The sequence below is a fragment of the Bellilinea caldifistulae genome (genome assembly GCF_001306055.1).
Classification (GTDB): Bacteria; Chloroflexota; Anaerolineae; order Anaerolineales; family Anaerolineaceae; genus Bellilinea; species Bellilinea caldifistulae.
Genome location: NZ_LGHJ01000015.1, coordinates 95655 through 113099, shown reverse-complemented (window position 1 = coordinate 113099; position 17445 = coordinate 95655). Strand labels below are relative to the sequence as shown.

Here is a 17445-nt window from a genome sequence, read left to right as displayed (position 1 = left end):
AAACGGACAGCGGCGCGCCATTCAATCGGGCACGCCGCTGAGCAGAGCGATTTTCAGGTTAGCAGCCGCCCAATTCCACTGGGGTCAAACACGGTGTGCGGGTAATGGTGGGAGTGCGGGTGCGGGTCGGCAGCAGCGTTTCCGTAGGCGTGGGGGTGATGGTTCGGGTTGGTGTGCTGGTGCGGGTTGGCGTGCCAGTGAAGGTGCGTGTGATCGTCGGCGTCAACGAAGGTACCGTGGCGGTGGGTGTTGGAGTGTTGGTGCTAGTGGGTCGCGGAGTAAATGTGTGGGTAATTGTCGGCGTGTTCGATGGTGTGAAGGTCAAGGTGATGGTGGGAGTATTGGTAGGCGTGGGGGTGTTGGTGCGCGTGGGAGTAACCGTGAAGGTGCGCGTAATCGTTGGTGTCGGAGTAATGGTCGGTGTGTAGGTCGGCGTACGCGTGTTAGTTGCCGTGAAGGTCAAGGTGGGGGTAAAGGTATTGGTCGGCGTTGGCGTAATGGTGCGCGTCGGGGTATGGGTGAAAGTGTTTGTAATGGTCGGCGTGCGGGTCGGTGTGCCGGTATGGGTGGGCGTCCAGGTCGGTATGGGAGAGGCCGGACGCAGGTAGTAGCCGTCAATCACCACTGGCGGATCATCCTCATTGCCGGTGATGCCCGGGCCTGCCCAGGCAACCGAGACATGATCCAGCCCTGTACCTTCTTTGTGGAGGACCTCAATCGGCAGCCACGAGCCAGCAGTTAGATAGACCGTGCCGGACCTCTGGCTGCCGTACAAATCCCATTGGTGGTAATACGTCCAGCCGGGCACCGAGGCAATTAGCGAACCATTCAGATACAGCACACTATTATCATCACTGGCAATGTAGAAGCGGTAATAACCGGTTTGCGGCGCGCAAACATCAGCCCGCAGGCGCTGGCCGTAGTTGTTTGCCCAGTTCTGGGGAGCCTCAAATTCGGGCAGGGTATCATGATTGTTCGGCGCTCCGGGGTAGCGCGGGTTACTGGTTAAATCACTCACCGAGGTGCCGGGGATGCTGCCCCACCACTCGCGCAGCACGCCCGTACCGCCGCACGGGAAGTTGGTCGGCGTAATGGTTGGTGTGGCGGTCGGCGTGGCGGTATCGGTCGGCGTGGGTGTGGAGGTGTGAGTAGCGGTATTGGTCGGAGTGGGGGTATCAGTCGGGGTATTGGTGGGGGTGGGAGCAACCCCCAGCGCGCCGCCCGGGCGGGTTTTACGGAAGGCTTCCACATAACCTTCCCGCTGGGCGTAGATCATGGCCGTCGGCCAGATATTGTTGAGGAGGGGGGTGATCAATTCGTGACGGTAAGTCAGCCGCACGAAAACCCGGTCACCGGGTCCGCCTGCATCATCAACATATCGTTCAATAGCGGTCTGATTGAAGGTCTCGCCGCTTTTGGTGCCAATGGCACGTTCACAGAAAATTGGAAAGCGGTAGTCCTGCAACCGTCCGGGGTCATTGGGTTCGTAATAAATAGCCGTATAAGGATTGCGTTGAAAACGGGCAAACACCCCCCCGCCGAGATCTTCCTCGCGAGTCGAACAAATCATCACATTCAGAAAGCCCTTCAGGGCCGGGTTGCCCCGATGCACCATATCGAAGTCGGAATGGTTCCAACCGTAATCGAGGTAAGCCAGATAGTCGCCGGAAACTGCCGGGGCAGGGTCCCAGGCAACCCCGGTTGCTCCGGCAATGGCCGCATCGCGGATAGACGCCAGCCGCGCCCAATCTTTGAGCGCACTGCTCATCTCATCCCACCCGTCTACAGTTTCCGGTACGCGGCAATTGCCGCTGTGAAAGGCGGTCAGTCCCAGAGCCGCGGCGGCCTCATCGCAATAAGCAGTATTGAAGTCACCGCTGACGGCGTAACGCACCCCAAAGCGGGCCCCATTTTGCAGGGCAAGCCAGGCTTGCAGAAAACGCCCAAATTCGATAATTCCAAAAATCATCATCAGGAGAATCGGCAGCGCCAGCGCAAATTCAACAAAGCCCTGCGCGCGCCAGCGGCGCAACCGCAGGGGAATTTGAGGTTTACTAAGAGGTAATCGTTTCATGGGCGTTCCTTCCTGATTCTAGCCCTTTTTACTGGTTAATTCGGGTGTATATACGGCTGGCAATGTCCTCAAAAATGGCCTGTAATTGAGAAGCATCATTAGTATAGAAGTAATTGCCGCAGGATTGCAAACTTGATACACCATCACAGAGATCCGTACGGCGGTCACCATCATCACCCACAGCAGCAATGTATCGCAAAAGCGGTTCGCCCAAATTTACAGCCCCAAAGCCGACCGCGTACATGGCTACATCGGTGCCCAGCGGCTCCTGTGGGTTAGCGGAACTGGTCAATCCAATCGCATCTACCATATCACGGGCATAATCCGTGACCGAGTAGGTGTAGCTGCGCAGGCTCGCCACCACATGCGTGGAACCCGGCGGGCAGGTGGATGAACTGGTATCCACACAGTAGCGCGGGGTGAAGTGACGGTCAATACAAAGTTTCTGCCACCACGAGTTAGCGTCCCGGTCGGCAAAATGGCCGTTGCAAAAACCGCTTTTCATGACCGCCGGCACATTCCCGCCAGTGTAGGGGGTATCGCCGGGACCGGTCGAGGCATTCGGCGGTGTATCACTCAAATTGGCCACACCGTCCGTGAACAACACCACTACCCAGATAGCGTCCCGTCGCCCGTATTTGGTCAGCAGTTCGTTGGCCATCCGCAGCCCACAGCCGATGCAGGTAGAAAGCGGCGAAAGCGATGGACGGATGGTGTGATCGTTCAGGTCGGTTAAGACGGGGAATTTGGCAAGGTAAGCCAGCGAAGCATTGTGGTCATCCATGGTGAAGATGTCATCGGAGTTCCAGTCGTAGGCATCCAGATAAGCATCATGATCACAGGGTACACCACCCCAGCCAAACGGATCGGGTGCGCCTTCATCCACGCTCCACCAGCGGTCGGCCAGCACGGCCGGGTTGGTCGTCCAGGGACAATCTACCCTATACAGGTCAATATCATTATCGGCATCCCGCCCGTCCCCATCACGGTCTTCGGGGTTGACCGGGTTAAAGGCGTAGTCGCCGGGGTCACGGTCGGGCCCCCACGGAGCCCACATCCTCGCATAGGGCGGGTCATCATGAACATTGACGTTGTTCCACAGAGAATTGCGCGCAACCGTCTTGAGGCTGGTAAAATCCTGCTTCAATTCAGCCCGCGAATCGTAGGTGATGATGGCAATCCGGTCATACCCTTCGTAGATGGTGTTGATCAACGCATTTGCCGCATTTTTCAAGTACCACATCGGCAGGCACGCTCCGGCAGGCGGTGAAGCGCCAGCGGTGCGGGTATTCGGGTTGCACCCCGTATCCGGATCGTAATCATTGGGGATATAGCCGCCCGTCTGACTGGACATGGATTCGGAAACATCCAGCACCAGTACAATATCCACCGCCGCCGCCTCGGAGATCGTCTCTGTGGATAAATTCACCGGGCCGAATCCCAGCAACCCCAAAAAGTACAACGGCGCACGCTGGGTGGCTTTTACCCATACCAGTTTACGAAGAAAGGCGGCCTCATGACAACGGCGATTCAGATCCTCCGGTAATCCATGGTCTATCTCATAATCGCCGTTTTCGTCGCAAATGTGAACTTCCAGGTCTACCACCGCCATATCAATGTTGTTCAATTCCAGTACTTCTGTGGCAGCGCTTTCGAATTTATCAAGGTGAGTTTCGCCGCGTTTGTACTGGTTGGCTGCCGCAACTGCCGCGGCATCCACCGCCCGTTTGAGATGGTTGTAGGTCACATACAAAGAACCTGCATCAATGGCCAGGCCAACAAAGAAAAGCAGGGTCAACATGGCCACCGCAAAGATGACCAACACCTGCCCGCGGGAAGGCTGCCGGGTAGAATTAAGGTGAGCGGTATTTAATCGCCGGAAACGGAAAAATTGTGTACGCATGGATTTGCACCGGGTTTGGAATAAAAGAAGTTATAAGCGGAATATTCAATACCAGTTGATGGCAATAAAAGATCTCCACGGCAACCATTCCCTCATTAACATCAGGCGAACCAATTGCCATCACCTCGCTGAGGGTAAAATGCGGCTCGGCACGCACCACATTTCCCTGGCAATCTTTTTTATAATTTTCATTGGCGCCAGACCAGACATGCATGATTCTTTCGCCACTCCCACGCAGATCAAAGACCGAAACAACCATGTCATCGGTAGAGGCGTTCATAGTAATGTAAGAATTCAAGCCATTCGGTGGTTCCGCCAGATAGGAATCGGTCTCACTAAAAAAGGTGGATGGACTCAAAAAGCGCTCCTCACGGGCAGCCTGACGGGCCACTTCGCGGGTCAGATCCAACACATCCAGATAGCGGCCGATGAAAATGGCAATTTCTACAACTCCCAGCAAGATGATAAACAAGACCGGCAGCACCAGCGCCAGTTCGATGAACGACTGTGCCCGCCCGGCGCGGAGTTGCCGGTGGGAAGAGGCTGGGGCTGGCTGTTTAATCAATCCGGACATGCGCTTGATCCCCCAATTCTAAAAGAAACCTTCCATCAGTATTCATATCATAACGAATACAACGGAGAAAGTCAATCAGGATAAAGGGAATCGAACCACTTTTTGGTAAAACAGCAAACGATTTTGTAACCATAAGCAAACAAAAACGCCCGCCAGCAGAAAACCCCTGCCAACGGGCGGCCGGTTTGTGAGATGATGGCAAATAGTTAGCGACTGGCGCTCTGGGTTGAGCCGACCGCCAGCACCGCCTTCAACTGCGCCTGCCGAGCCAGATCGGTGGCGGCTGCCAGAATGCGCAGGGCCTCTTCGGGGTTGTGAAAGCCCATGCTGTTTTCGGCGGCGATGAAGTCCCAGCGTAATTGAGCGGAACGGTGCAGGGCACGGGCTTCTTCAATCAACTGCGGATCGGCACCGGGCGTTTCGGCGGCGGCTTTGATGGCAGCAATGGCTTCCACCAGCGCATCCTCGCTTGCCGACATGGTCACCCATACCTGATTTTGAATGGCCGTCACCCGCCCCACAACATAATCCACATCCGTGTGGCAGGTGCCGCACGAAGCAGCCGGGTTAAAGAGCGGGCTATGAACATTGTGATTGGAAAACTTGACCGCTCCATCACGAGTGTAGGGCATGTGGCAATCGGCGCAGGCCACCCCGGCGTTGAAATGGGTGCTGCCAGCGGAATACAGTTCGTATTCGGGGTGCTGCATTTTGATCATCTTCGCACCGCTTTCGGCGTGAGTCCAGTCCGAAAAGTCAATTTCGTTGTAAAACTCCTCGATCTTTTCGATGGAAGTGCCCTTTGCCCACGGGAACACCAGCAGCTTGCCTTCCCCCGCAAAGTAGTACTCCACATGGCAGTTGGCGCATACCACCGTGCGCATTTCCTGGCGGGTGAAGGTGCGCCAGTCCTTGCCCTGTGCCTGTAGGGCGGCTTCCAGGGCCGGGTTGGTGACAATCAGACGCATAGTGCCGGCTTCATGACAGTTGGCACAACCGATCGGCTGGTCAATTTGTTTGCCCAATTCCGAGAAGGGCGTACGGGCAAATTCGGCGGCACCCATTTCCGCCCACAACATGGGTGTATTGGCCGATTTGCAGGAATAACAGGTGCCCGGGGTTTTCTCGTTGACCCGCCCGGTTTCGCGCACATCGGTCAACGACCAGCGGTGACCCCGGTCTTCTTTGTAATCTTTGCTGAAAGCCATGCCAGCAAACAAGGTACGCAAGCGCGGATCCACATCCAGTTTCTGCACCGGATCGGACCCGCCGTAGGGCGTGCGGGCATTGTTGGTTTCGGTCTGGAGGAAGGTGGTGTACTGATTGGGGAAATTAATTCCCCACACCGAGCTGTCCGGCTCCATGGCGGCAATTTCGATCAGATTGGGTACCCCGCGGGTCTGTAAGGGCTGATTTTTCATGAAAAGCAGCAGCGCAACCAGCGTGCCAGCAAGAATAACAATGATCACACTTAAGACAATCGGAATGGTTTTGGGATTTTTGAACATGTTCTACTTCTCCTGAAGCGATTGTGAATGAGGATCGTAAATACCCTTGTCCTGGTAGGGAAGAATGGAAATACCCCGTTCACCGTGCGCCACACTGCGGTGACATTCGAAGCAGTAACGCCCCGAATCCATCTGTCCATCCGCAATCCGAGAGACGGTCTCCTGATGACAGTAAATGCAGTTGGCCTGGATGATCTCCTTCGATTCGGTTTTGGCACGCAGCGGTTCCGGGATGTTGCCGAGGGTGAAATGGAAAACATGATTCATGCCGGATTTGGCTTTGACAAAATACTTGGGAATGAGGGCGTGCGGGGTGTGACAGTCATTACAGGTTGCCCAGGCCTGATGGCCGGCATGATACCAGCCTTCGTAAGCGGCATCCATGACATGGCAGTTGTTGCAGGCAGTGGGGTCATTGCCGAGGTAGACCGTAAATTCAGTAGCATACAACCCAACACCTACCACCACCAGTAAAGCCGCCAGACCAATGATGAGGGGGAGTTTTGTCATGTTTCCTCTCCGAGCCAAATATGACCAATTACTCTTATTTTAACCGATTTTAAGGATGATTAATTTGACATTAATCAAAAACGAAAAAAAGATCAGAAATCATCCGTTTTGATCGCAGCAACACTTACCAGTGCAGGTGGGAGTCTCCCCCACCCCCGCAACGGCTTTGGGGTGATGTTTACAAACTCACGTTGCCTCACTCAGCGGGCAGCAGCCTGCGCCAGCAGGTCAGTATGACTGAGCAGGCGGATTTTCCCCGGCGGCCAGTAAATCAGCACCGCCCGGCCGACCACATCGCTCATCGGCACAAAGCCCCAAATTCGCGAATCCGAGGATCGGTTGCGGTTATCCCCCAGCACAAACAACGAATTGGGCGGCACCTCCCACACCCCGCTATAGGCTGGTGGCTCGGCAAGGTAAGGCTCAATCAGCGGAATGTCGTTGACGTACACCTGCCCGCCTTCCACCCGCACCCGATCACCCGGCAAACCAATGACACGTTTGATGTAATCTTCGGGCGGCTGGCGGTTGTGATGAAAGACGATGATATCCCCGCGGTGGGGTTCTCCAAAGCGGTAAGCCAGTTTATACACCACCAGCAGTTCCCCCTCGTTGAGAGTCGGCTGCATGGAGATATTTTCCACCCGCACCCGGTCGGTCACCGCACTGATGGCCAGGTAAAGCAGCACGGCGAACAATACGGTCTTGAAAATCTCGGTGATCAAACCGAGCAGGGTGTTTACCGGCTGTTCCGTTTGGGGCGTAGCCTCAACCCCGGGTGAAATTTCCCCGCTGGAGTAACGTTCTTCGGTCATAACATCGGCATCTTATCACAAATTCGGTATAACGGGGAGAATTTGCAAAAGTCTTAAGCCAAAGCCGGGATTTACCGATTAACGGCCGGCAGGTAGGCGGAAAATAGCCGTTCTGCCATGATCAGTCGCACCGTCAGACGTAGTGGGGGATAGGCGCGCTCTGTCGGGCGGATGATGATCTCCCCATCGTACTGGCCCGTCCCCAGCCCGCCGGTCAGCAGACGCACTTCCACCCGCTCGCCGGCACGGCTGGCTTGCAACCACGGCAGGTTTTCTTCCACGCTCCAGCCGTCCCCCGCCATGTACGAAGGCACAACCAGCGCCGAAAGCAGCGGCGGAGGAGATGAGGGAGCAGCCAGCACGGTCAGGGCAGCGGGTAGCAGGCAGCCATCCCACTGAGAAACAGCCGCTTCGCGCAGCGGGGTAAACTGACTGCCGTCGAACGCCGAAAAGCGCACCCACACGCCCTCGCCGCGGTAAGTCCCGCCGGGCACCTGCCAGATAAACGGGCTCCCGTTAAAACGCTGCGGGGCAGTGAAGATGGTCACGGTATCTACCACCACCTCAGCGCTGCCCGTCCGCCGGATTTTAAAAATCAAAAAGGGATTATTTGAATCGGGCGTAAAGGTAAAAGGAATCGGCACTTCCATGTAGGCATTGGCGGAGGGGAAATCACTGCCTCGTATAACGACCTCCCCGCTCTGGTAAGTACCGGCAATCACACTCAGGCGGACTGCCTCCCCATCGGGTATGGAATTGACCTTCAGCCGGAAGTAAGCCATCATCGGTTGTTGGGTGAAAAACGATGTCGTCCACACCCACGCCATGTTGGGGTCGCTGCCGTCATTCCGGTTATGCGGCAGCTGCACGGCTCTGCCGTTCAGCGCGGCCGGGTCGCTCAGTTGGGGCAGCGGATTGTTCTTGCCGGTCTTGAAGGCATCTCCCAGCCAGCCGAGGCTGAGTTGAATGTGGCTGCGTCCTTGCGGATCAAGATCATAGAGCTTCACCGACGGGCGGGTGGTGGAAAAACGCTCCTCCCCCAGGGGCTGACCGGCGGGCAGACTGCCGAGATAAATGCTGTCGTCCACGGTCAGGCTGCGTCCGTAGGCATCCCGCGTGCGGGCATAAACCCGCTTCCAGCCTTCCCCATCAGACAGGGTGAAGGAAAAGCGCGACTGGTAAGGCTGCACAGCCGCCTGATTGAAGCAGGCATCCTCGGCAACCTGCATGGAAACGGCCGGCTGCAAGGCGGTGAACGTATCCCCGCCCGGACGGTCGTACAGGTACAGGTCTACCTGCCGGCTGGCCGTGCTGAGCGCTTCATTACCGATCACCAGCGGCGCATACGGGTTGTCGCTGCCAAAATCCTGCGCCAGCCAGCCTTCGCCGTTCTGGCTGTAACCGATGCCAACCTCGCGGTGATCGGGGTTCAATAGCTGGTCAGCGTGTCCGGTTTCGCTTTTGAGCCAGCCTTCCACCGCCGGTGCCGGCGGGATGTAGACGCACCAAACATTTTCGGCGCCCGCCGAGCCGGGGTAGCCAAACGCCTGCGCACGCACATTCGGAAAATTGCCCAGTGTGTCGCGGTGAGCGTCCTCGCAATTGGGTGCGGCAGCTTTATCAGCCGCAAACCAGCGCGCCGATTGAGTCAGCTGCCAGTTCCACCGCAGGGGAGGAATGCCGCGCGCCGCCCGCTGCAGGTTGGTGAGGTAGACCACTTCACCTTCCTGCCGGGCAAGCGCCTCCGACTGGGTAACGGGAGTGTAACCGCTCTGGGCAGCCACGGCAGCAACCGTACCGCCCAACCCGAGCAAAATCAGCAATAAAATAATCCATCGCCGCATAGTCAACTTTTTCGTTGAGCGATTTTATCATTAATATCTGTAAAACTGAACGACCATTCTGCCATTCCTCATCCAGTTTGGAGATTGGCAGCCCGTTTGAGATTACAGGCCGGCCATTTTTTGCTATGCTGTATACAGGGTTTTCCAAAAAAATTAGAGCGGGAGCAGGCCAATGCCAAACGAGTATTTTTCCATCCCCACTGCCGCAGAACTGGAAAAGAAACGCGGCTGGCAGGTTCATCGCCAGAACAAAAATCGCTTTGCGGTGGTTCGTTTCCATTACCTGTTGCGCGGCCCGTTCCAACTGGATGAGCCCGTGCGGAAAGGGGAAGTGATTGCGGCCGCCAAACCTTTGCGCGGCGTGCGCGAAAGACGCACCTTCAGCGCCGAATATGAAGTTTCCATTGTAAAAATGAACGATTTGATTCGCGAGGCGGTGCGCCAGTCGGAGGAAATCCGTCAATACGCAGCCAGCCTGACCGTAAAACTGGGTATCGAATCGCTCGCCGGTCTTGCAGCCTTCGCAAAAGCGGAAGCAGCCAACCGGCTGGTAAAAAGCATCCAGCAGCGATTGGAAATTTCCATCAGTGAAACCTATCGGGAAAAGAAGGTCATCACCAGCGAGTATGTCATAGACCCTCAGGAGTTTGAACCGGATACGACCCTGGTGTTTGTGCGGGCGTATAAAGCCGTCGAATACCGCCTTTACCTGCAATGTCTGGATTATTTGATGGTAGAGTACACCACCTCCCCCCTCAGCCCATGGCTGATACGGCGCAAAATTCCCGAAAATACGGGCGACGGCCAGCCGGTCAACGTGATTCGCCTGCAGACCCCGCTGTGTACCATCCGCTACTGGAAAGCCATCCCCGAATCATCCCTTCTGATGGACGAGAAAACTTACGTTAACGAGGTTGCAGACCCGGACGAGGTGCAAATCGGCGAGTTAACCGATGGCCGGCGTTACCCCTACCGGGAAATGCCGCCGCGTCCCACCCTGTACGACCTTGCCGAACGCGTTTTCCCGGCGCGGATACGGAAATAATCGCCTATCACCTCGATCTATTGAATAAGATAACAATGGTTCTTTTAGTTTTTCGCAATTCGATGCTGAATTGGGAGCATCAATAAGAGAGATGATATGAAGACAATAAAGAACATTCCCAATCAACTTCGAGATACCTTGCTTGTGTTTATCGGAGCTTCAGGTGTTCTAATCCCGGTTTGTCCCATCAACATGCAATATACATTGCGGGATTCGGGGGTTTTCCTTTACATTGGATGGCGCATACTTAATGGGGAATTACCATATCGAGATGTGTGGGATCATAAACCTCCGGTAATTTTTTACATCAATGCCTTAGGACTTTCCTTAACCGAGGGCTCTCGATGGGGTGTATGGCTGCTTGAATTTATAAGTTTGTTTATAGCTGCCTATATTGGTTATAAAATATTACAGAAAATATTCGGTACATTAACCGCAATTTTCAGTACGCTGTTATGGTTGTTGACACTGGTTTATGTGATTCACGGAGGAAACTTCACTACCGAATATGTTTTACCCTTGCAATTCATTACACTTTGGCTTGCTAAAACCACATTTGAACATCCGACTTCTCAAAATTGGAAATGGTTTCTGATTGGATTAATTGGTGCTACTGCTTTTTTTACCAAACAAAATACCATTGGGATTTGGATCTCAGTTATTCTATTTGTAATCGTCTATAGAGTTGGGCAAAATCAACTCAAAAAACTTCTTTTCCACTTATTATATTTCTCGGGCGGCTTTGTAGTCATTTGTATGAGTTGGGTTACATTTTTTTGGTTGCGGGGTGGTCTACTCCACTTTTGGGAGGCTGCCTTCCAATATAATTTGGTTTACTTTTCTTCAGGCATCGATTCTGCAGGACCGATAAAGCCTCTTATTGAAGGAATTTGGCCGCTTACCAAGGCCGGTCTGTTCCAATTTGCAGGAATTGGCTACCTGATTGGATTATTGATGATTTATTATAAGAAACAATTTATCGGCAGTTGGCTGCCCCTATTAGGAATTGGGTTGATTGATTTACCTGTCGAGTTGATTTTAGTAAGCATTTCGGGCAGAACGTATCCCCATTATTACATAACCATTCTACCTGTTCTGGCTTTTTTTGCAGCAATCACCATTTGGACTATTCTCTCATCAAAATTAGTCTGGGATATTCCTGAATTTGCAAAATATCTTTTGATTATAGATAGCATAGGTTTATTTGTGTGGATATCTTTTGCGCCCTATATGTATGAACTAGCCTTCTTCCGGTCTGCGAACGAACAACGTGAGATTATAACTACAATTCAATTCAATACCAACCCCGAAGATACTGTTTTATTATGGGGAGCAGAAACAACCATCAATTTTTACTCCGGCCGTAGAAGTCCATCTCGCTTTGTTTACCAGTATCCACTATACAACCAAGGTTATGTCACTGAAGAAATGATAGTCGGATTCCTGGATGAAATAATCAAAGAAAATCCTCGCTTGATTATTGATACACACAATTCTTACACACCTTTATACAAATTTCCTATTCAAACCAATGCCATCCAACAGCGGATAGATTATCTCAAATGTCAGTATCATCTATCGGATAAAATTCCCCTGGGGAGTTGGACTGTTTATGAATACATGGGAAATGATTGTAGTCCCTGAAACAGAAAGTCTATTTCCTCATCCTACCCACACCCATAGCAAAAACAATAACAGCAATATAACCTGACCAAATACACCCAAGGTAAAACCAATCAATCGTTTTACGGGTGTATTTACCCACCAACCCAGCATGGTAAAAATGGGAAACCCAGACAAAATATAACGATTATAAGATAACAAAGGGTCGTAATTTACACCTATGCCCAGCACCATAATTAATAATGCTACCTGATACAATGCCCAACCAATGGAAATTCTTCGACCGGTCCAAATAATGCTTGCAATAGTCAGAATCAGAGCTATGGAGTTAATTAGCCAATCGGGGGCAAGAAGATGATGAGGTAACATTGCAACCCAATTGAGTAGATTGTTCCACGGAGGGGCAGGATAACGATCAAATTCAGTCGTGAGGATAGTGATAATTGGAGGAAAGTTCTGGTTGATCCGCCAGGCCCAAAATAATCCGATTCCCAGTGCAGGCATTCCCGCGACGAGAAGGGCCACACAACGCCATGGATGAGTGTTTTGACGAATAAAAATCACCGCTTCTGCCAGTAGGATCAATGATAATGGCAAGGCAGTGCTATGGGTTAGTCCCGCCAGCCATGAGACAATTGCACAACCAAACCAGTAGCGTTTTTCGGCCAGCAAAATCGCAAAGAGTACCAAGGCTAACCCTAAACCCTGCGGATAAAGCGCAAGAAAGAAGAAGCTGCTAGGGAAGACAGCCAGCGCCATTACAGAACGTCTGGCAATTGTGGAATTAAATTTTTCCTTAATCAGGGCATATAACAGGACAATTGCTGCCAGATACGCTAATGTGCTTACCAAATAAAGACACTCCAACGAGCCAAGACCAGTCAGGCGGAAAAGGATCCTGGCCGTTAATGGGTAAAGAGGGAAAAAAGCGCTGGATTTTTCAATAACATACCCCTTCTCAACGATAGTTTGATAATAAACCGTATCCCATCTTTGCCAGATTCCAAAAAACATCCCACGCCAGGACTCGGTGATGGGCTGCAACCCTTCATAGAAAACCATTATTTCTGCAGGTGGTTGAGGCCGGAGTTTCCAGATCCAAAAACCGAATAACGTGGTCAATAGGCGTGCTGCCAGCCATACCGGCAGAGAAAACCGCAAAGCTTCTGGTAAGCGTGTCCATCCATCTCGAAGATGTTTTACCACAACACAATTCTAACTTAATCCTATCTTTGGAGTATCAATCTTCAAACCGAATTTTTGAATAAAAAAAGTGTGCAGAGATAGCAAAAAAGGCTTTATCAATAGGTCAACTTAAAAAATTTTGTAGCTTGCATAAAGCAAAGAGAGTTGGTTGAGGATGGGGCAAGTGACGCTTGAATCTCATCCTCTTTTCCTGTACAATTTTGACAGGAAACCTATTCAATTTTTTTTTCGTGTCCCCGGACCTTTGTTTGCTTGACATCGAACCCGATCACAGAAAGGAATAAGCCAACCCATGGACGTCATTAAGGTCAAAGCAAACTCTCGTACAGCCGCCGTTGCAGGGGCAATTGCGGGTGTCATCCGCGAGCACAAACGCGCCGAAGTGCAGGCCATCGGCGCAGGGGCGGTCAATCAAGCGATTAAGGCTCTGGTGCTCGCCAAAGGCTATCTGGCGGAGGATGGTATTTCGGTGGTGTGTGTGCCCGAATTCGTGGATGTGGATATTGACGGCAAGGTGCGTACCGCCATCAAGTTGATTGTAGAACCGCGCTAAGTCTCAACCGCTCAATCGCTGGCCAGCGCCACTTCTTCGGGGGAGAAAACCACTTCCTCTTTCCCGGTCAATTTGTCCTGTACTTTTTTCAGGATCAAATCCAGGTGGCGAGGGTGTGCCACGTAATCGAGATTGTCTGCCGGCACAGTCAATACCGGACAGAGGGTAAAGGCGGCAATCCATTCTTCATACAACTGATTCAGTCGGGCAAGATATTCACTGCTGATGCCGCGTTCGTAATCTCGCGCCCGCTGCCGGATGCGGTTTTGCAGGGTTTCCACCGAGGCACGCAGGTAAATTACCAGATCCGGCGGGGGCAGAAATTCGGCAATCGTCTGATACAACGCGTAGTAGGTTTCGTAATCCCGCTGGGAAAGGTAGCCCTGTAAGTAGAGGTTACGGGCGAAAATATCCGCATCTTCGTAAATACTACGATCCTGAATCACCGAGCCTTCACAGCGCAGAATTTGCTGATGGATGCGCAGCCGATGGGTGAGAAAGAAAACCTGCGAGTGAAAACTCCATGCGTGCATGTCGCGGTAAAAATCTGCAAGATAAGGATTTTGGGTGACCGGTTCGTAAAACGGCTGCCAGCCCAGGCGCTGACAAAGCAGATCAACCAGCGTGGATTTTCCCACCCCGATATTCCCTGCAACGGCGATAAATTTTTTCATCCTCCGCTCCGCCTGCTCAGGATTATTTGGTCAATTTGCCGGCCAGTTCCAGTTCGATGACTTCTTGAAAGACCTCAAAGGGCTGCGCGCCAATTAAAGCCACACCATTGATGAAGAAAGTGGGGGTGGATTGAATCCCCAGCTGACGGGCATATTCGAAATCAGCCGTTACTTCGCTTTCGTAACGTTTTTCATCGAGGCAGGTTTTGAATTGATCCAGATCAAGGCTCAACTGGCTGGCGTAGGCTTCGTAAGCCTGCCGGCCCAGCCCCTGTTCCGCAGCAAACAACAAATCATGGTACTCCCAGAAGCGTCCCTGCTCATTGGCGCAATTGGCAGCCTCGGCGGCTGCCCCCGCGTTGGGATGAATACTGTACAGCGGAAAGTCGCGGTACACCAGGCGGATTTTATCGCCGTAGGTTTCCTGCAGGCGCGGCCAGACTTCGACATGCCAGCGGGTGCAGAAGGGACACTCAAAATCGCTGAATTCAATAATCGTAATCGGTGCATCCGCCGGGCCGATGGCAGGGTTGTTATCCTCCGTCACCGGGTAACGCACCACCTCGATCGGTTGATTGGGATCACGGGTGGGGCGCGGCTGACCCGGTACATCCAGACCGACTTCCTGCAAAACCGCTTCGGCAGCCTCGGCCCGCGAGAGCGCATCGCTGAGCGCCTGATTGGTCTGTGCCAGCGATTGACCCCAGATCAGGTAACCCGTCAGGATGCCCACGCCGAAAAACAAAACCGCAATCACAACCACCAGCGGAAGCGAGTATCCCGGGCGTGCCGGCTTTACGGTCTCTTCCGCTGGCAAATCTTCAGATGGAGAGATAGGATTTTCTTCACTCATGCATGAAATTATACCATGCCGGTCAGAAAATCCAGATCAACAAAAGGATGGGTAATGCGAGCAAGCCTAAAACCAGCACAATCGCCAACACCACCACCCCGACGGTCAGGCCCAGCACGGTGCCCAGTAAGCCAACCACCAGACCGAAGATGCCACCGACTAAACCCACGACGAGACCGATGATCCCGCCGATCAGATCAAACAGAAACTTGAACATCTTTGCACTCCTTTCCCTTTTTATACGCACACCGCCGATTAAAGTTGCGGGAAGGGCGCACGACCTGACCGTCTTGCTGAGTGAGGGCTGGGGTATAATCCCTTGCGTGAGCGTTCCTGATTTTCTTCAGCGAGATGAACGATGCTGGTAATCTTACCCGCGCTGAGTTGGCTGGTAATCGGCTTGATTTTCTGGCGGCGCGCCCCTTTTCAAAATGATCTCCGCCTGAACCTTTTGCTGAGCTGGGTCGTATGGGCAGCCGGGCTGACCGCCCTGACCGAACTGGCTGGCATGCTCGGTTTACTGAGCCGTCTGCCACTGGCGGCCGGCTGGGGAATCATCCTGCTGACCGGGCTTGCCCTGCTGCGCCGCTCGCCGCGTTCCCACCAGACGCCCGGTCTGCCCGGCTTGCTGCGCTCGCTTCCGCGCTCGGACGCTTTATTACTGGCCGGCCTTGGGCTGGTCGCCCTGCTCACGCTGGTCATTGGGCTGGTGGCTGCACCAAACAACTGGGACTCGATGGTTTATCACCTCAGTCGGGTGATGCACTGGCTGCAAGATCAATCGCTGGCGTTTTACCCCACTCACATTCTGCGTCAGTTATACCTCAACCCGTGGACGGAGTATGTTCACGCCCACCTGTACGCGCTGAGCGATTCGGACCGCTTTCTTAACCTCGTGCAATGGTTCAGCGGGATTGGCGCGATGCTGGGGGTTTCGCTGCTTGCCCGACAGTTGGGGGCAGGCAAAACCGGGCAGATTTTGGCAGCGGTGTTTGCCGGTACACTGCCAATGACCGTACTGCAAATGACCAGCACTCAGAATGACCTGACCGCAGCCTTCTGGCTGGTATGTGTGGCAGTATTTGCGTTGGAAGACCTGCGTTCTCCCAACCGGACGGCCCAAACCGCACTGGGACTGAGTCTGGGGCTGGCGGTTCTGACCAAATCCACGGCTTATTTGTTTGCCTTTCCGATCATGGCTGCCTATGTGATTCGCCGCTGGCAGCAGAGCCGGGCGGCGTTTGTCCGTCCGCTGATGGTGGTGGCTGCCCTTGCCCTGCTGCTCAACCTGCCGCATTATGCCCGCAATTTTACCGCGTTTGGCAGCCCCCTCGGCCCTGCCGAAGAAACCCGGCTTTACCGCAATCAGCGTTTTGGTGTGGATGTGCTGCTCTCCAACCTGAGCCGCAATCTGGCGCTGCATTTCGTTACGGTCTCGCCCCTCAATGAGGCGCTGGAAGGCGCCGTCATCAGCCTGCACAACGGCTTAAAACTGGATGTCAACGACCCGCAAACCACCTGGCAGGATCATCGTTTCGCATTGAAGCGCTTTGTGGTCAACGAGGATTTTACCGGTGCGCCACTGCATGTGCTGGCCTTGATGGCCACACTGGTCATCCTTGGGTTACGGCGTAAAAAGCTGCAAAACCAGGAGGTCTGGATCCATACGGGCATCTTACTGGCGGGTTTGCTGATTTTTTGTGGCTTTTTGCGCTGGCAGTTGTGGCACGCCCGTTTACACCTTCCCTTACTGGTGCTTTCCGGTGGGATAATTGGGCTTCTACCACAGGTGATACCGATGCGCTTCAGCCGCTGGCTGGGGGTCTTGCTGCTCATCAGCACCCTGCCCATCTTTTACTTCAATCAGAATAAACCGCTGGCTCAGGACTGGAACATCTTCAACCTGCCGCGCCGCGAGGTGATGATCATCCGCAAGAATCTGGTCGTCCCGTATATCGAGGGCGTCAATTATCTGACCGGGGAGCGCCGCTGCACTCAACTCGGTTTGTACTTGCCGGACGAAGAGTGGGAATATCCGGTTTGGGGGTTATACCGTGAGGCGGAGATTGGCCCATTCCGCATCGAGCATGTGCTGGTCAACAACCCCTCCAACCGCTTACCGCGTCAGCCCTTTGAACCCTGCGCGATTTTTGCTACCCAGCCCTTGCCCGGCGGCGAGACCGTGCAGCTGGAGGGCAAACCCTTCCGTCTGACATGGGAGATGCCGCCGGTGCGCATTTACACGGAAGAGTGAAGCCATCCA

General features: G+C 53.5%; 15 protein-coding genes. 4 read left to right on the top strand and 11 right to left on the bottom strand.

Going from position 1 to position 17445, the window contains the following annotated elements:
• Positions 1-58: 58 nt before the first annotated feature.
• From AC812_RS17990 to AC812_RS09890, 7 genes are all read right to left on the bottom strand, one after another.
• The gene (locus AC812_RS17990; protein ID WP_061913264.1) at positions 59-2074 is read right to left on the bottom strand and encodes a TadE/TadG family type IV pilus assembly protein; all 2016 of its coding nucleotides are present in this window, start codon (positions 2072-2074) and stop codon (positions 59-61) included.
• A gap of 28 nt (positions 2075-2102) precedes the next feature.
• The gene (locus tag AC812_RS09915; protein ID WP_082148896.1) at positions 2103-3977 is read right to left on the bottom strand and encodes a VWA domain-containing protein; all 1875 of its coding nucleotides are present in this window, start codon (positions 3975-3977) and stop codon (positions 2103-2105) included.
• Positions 3928-4551: a TadE family protein gene (locus tag AC812_RS09910; RefSeq protein ID WP_061913262.1), complete on the bottom strand. Its 624-nt coding sequence runs from the start codon at positions 4549-4551 to the stop codon at positions 3928-3930. Before AC812_RS09910 ends, AC812_RS09915 begins: the two co-directional genes overlap by 50 nt.
• A gap of 206 nt (positions 4552-4757) precedes the next feature.
• Positions 4758-6059, bottom strand: a complete 1302-nt coding sequence (locus tag AC812_RS09905) for an ammonia-forming cytochrome c nitrite reductase subunit c552 (RefSeq protein ID WP_061913261.1) — start codon at positions 6057-6059, stop codon at positions 4758-4760.
• A gap of 3 nt (positions 6060-6062) precedes the next feature.
• Positions 6063-6569: a cytochrome c nitrite reductase small subunit gene (nrfH, locus tag AC812_RS09900; protein WP_061913260.1), complete on the bottom strand. Its 507-nt coding sequence runs from the start codon at positions 6567-6569 to the stop codon at positions 6063-6065.
• 200 nt (positions 6570-6769) lie between these two features.
• The gene (lepB, locus tag AC812_RS09895) at positions 6770-7384 is read right to left on the bottom strand and encodes a signal peptidase I (RefSeq protein WP_061913259.1); all 615 of its coding nucleotides are present in this window, start codon (positions 7382-7384) and stop codon (positions 6770-6772) included.
• 71 nt (positions 7385-7455) lie between these two features.
• A complete protein-coding gene (locus AC812_RS09890; protein WP_061913258.1) occupies positions 7456-9228 on the bottom strand; it encodes a CAP domain-containing protein in 1773 nt (590 codons plus the stop codon).
• Positions 9229-9400: 172 nt separating this feature from the next.
• On the opposite strand from AC812_RS09890, the gene AC812_RS09885 reads away from it, so the two are divergent.
• The gene (locus AC812_RS09885) at positions 9401-10273 is read left to right on the top strand and encodes a hypothetical protein (RefSeq protein WP_061913257.1); all 873 of its coding nucleotides are present in this window, start codon (positions 9401-9403) and stop codon (positions 10271-10273) included.
• Between the two features lie 96 nt (positions 10274-10369).
• Positions 10370-11917: an ArnT family glycosyltransferase gene (locus tag AC812_RS09880; RefSeq protein WP_062158890.1), complete on the top strand. Its 1548-nt coding sequence runs from the start codon at positions 10370-10372 to the stop codon at positions 11915-11917.
• 18 nt (positions 11918-11935) lie between these two features.
• On the opposite strand, the gene AC812_RS09875 is transcribed toward AC812_RS09880, so the two are convergent.
• Positions 11936-13102 (bottom strand): mannosyltransferase family protein, encoded by a 1167-nt coding sequence (locus AC812_RS09875; RefSeq protein ID WP_145962475.1) that lies wholly within the window; start codon positions 13100-13102, stop codon positions 11936-11938.
• Positions 13103-13394: 292 nt separating this feature from the next.
• Here AC812_RS09875 and AC812_RS09870 point away from each other — a divergent pair, with 292 nt between their 5' ends.
• Positions 13395-13655 carry a stage V sporulation protein S gene (locus AC812_RS09870; protein WP_061913254.1) on the top strand — a complete coding sequence of 87 codons (261 nt, stop codon included), beginning with the start codon at positions 13395-13397 and terminating at the stop codon, positions 13653-13655.
• An 11-nt stretch (positions 13656-13666) separates the two neighbouring features.
• On the opposite strand, the gene AC812_RS09865 is transcribed toward AC812_RS09870, so the two are convergent.
• Genes AC812_RS09865 through AC812_RS09855 form a run of 3 tightly spaced genes read right to left on the bottom strand, consistent with a single transcriptional unit; the run spans position 13667 to position 15399 of the window.
• Positions 13667-14329 carry a deoxynucleoside kinase gene (locus AC812_RS09865; RefSeq protein WP_061913253.1) on the bottom strand — a complete coding sequence of 221 codons (663 nt, stop codon included), beginning with the start codon at positions 14327-14329 and terminating at the stop codon, positions 13667-13669.
• A 22-nt stretch (positions 14330-14351) separates the two neighbouring features.
• Positions 14352-15182 (bottom strand): DsbA family protein, encoded by an 831-nt coding sequence (locus AC812_RS09860; protein WP_061913252.1) that lies wholly within the window; start codon positions 15180-15182, stop codon positions 14352-14354.
• A gap of 22 nt (positions 15183-15204) precedes the next feature.
• Positions 15205-15399, bottom strand: a complete 195-nt coding sequence (locus AC812_RS09855; protein ID WP_061913251.1) for a hypothetical protein — start codon at positions 15397-15399, stop codon at positions 15205-15207.
• A gap of 141 nt (positions 15400-15540) precedes the next feature.
• Between AC812_RS09855 and AC812_RS09850 the strand changes: the two genes are divergently transcribed.
• Positions 15541-17436 carry a glycosyltransferase family 39 protein gene (locus tag AC812_RS09850; protein ID WP_061913250.1) on the top strand — a complete coding sequence of 632 codons (1896 nt, stop codon included), beginning with the start codon at positions 15541-15543 and terminating at the stop codon, positions 17434-17436.
• The last annotated feature ends 9 nt before the right edge of the window (positions 17437-17445 follow it).

Excerpts from the sequence above, each read along its gene's own strand:
- AC812_RS17990 (WP_061913264.1), bottom strand. The coding sequence starts at position 2,074 with ATGAAACGATTACCTCTTAGTAAACCTCAAATTCCCCTGCGGTTGCGC.
- AC812_RS09915 (WP_082148896.1), bottom strand. The coding sequence starts at position 3,977 with ATGCGTACACAATTTTTCCGTTTCCGGCGATTAAATACCGCTCACCTT.
- AC812_RS09910 (WP_061913262.1), bottom strand. The coding sequence starts at position 4,551 with ATGTCCGGATTGATTAAACAGCCAGCCCCAGCCTCTTCCCACCGGCAA.
- AC812_RS09905 (WP_061913261.1), bottom strand. The coding sequence starts at position 6,059 with ATGTTCAAAAATCCCAAAACCATTCCGATTGTCTTAAGTGTGATCATT.
- nrfH (WP_061913260.1), bottom strand. The coding sequence starts at position 6,569 with ATGACAAAACTCCCCCTCATCATTGGTCTGGCGGCTTTACTGGTGGTG.
- lepB (WP_061913259.1), bottom strand. The coding sequence starts at position 7,384 with ATGACCGAAGAACGTTACTCCAGCGGGGAAATTTCACCCGGGGTTGAG.
- AC812_RS09890 (WP_061913258.1), bottom strand. The coding sequence starts at position 9,228 with ATGCGGCGATGGATTATTTTATTGCTGATTTTGCTCGGGTTGGGCGGT.
- AC812_RS09885 (WP_061913257.1), top strand. The coding sequence starts at position 9,401 with ATGCCAAACGAGTATTTTTCCATCCCCACTGCCGCAGAACTGGAAAAG.
- AC812_RS09880 (WP_062158890.1), top strand. The coding sequence starts at position 10,370 with ATGAAGACAATAAAGAACATTCCCAATCAACTTCGAGATACCTTGCTT.
- AC812_RS09870 (WP_061913254.1), top strand. The coding sequence starts at position 13,395 with ATGGACGTCATTAAGGTCAAAGCAAACTCTCGTACAGCCGCCGTTGCA.
- AC812_RS09865 (WP_061913253.1), bottom strand. The coding sequence starts at position 14,329 with ATGAAAAAATTTATCGCCGTTGCAGGGAATATCGGGGTGGGAAAATCC.
- AC812_RS09860 (WP_061913252.1), bottom strand. The coding sequence starts at position 15,182 with ATGAGTGAAGAAAATCCTATCTCTCCATCTGAAGATTTGCCAGCGGAA.
- AC812_RS09855 (WP_061913251.1), bottom strand. The coding sequence starts at position 15,399 with ATGTTCAAGTTTCTGTTTGATCTGATCGGCGGGATCATCGGTCTCGTC.
- AC812_RS09850 (WP_061913250.1), top strand. The coding sequence starts at position 15,541 with ATGCTGGTAATCTTACCCGCGCTGAGTTGGCTGGTAATCGGCTTGATT.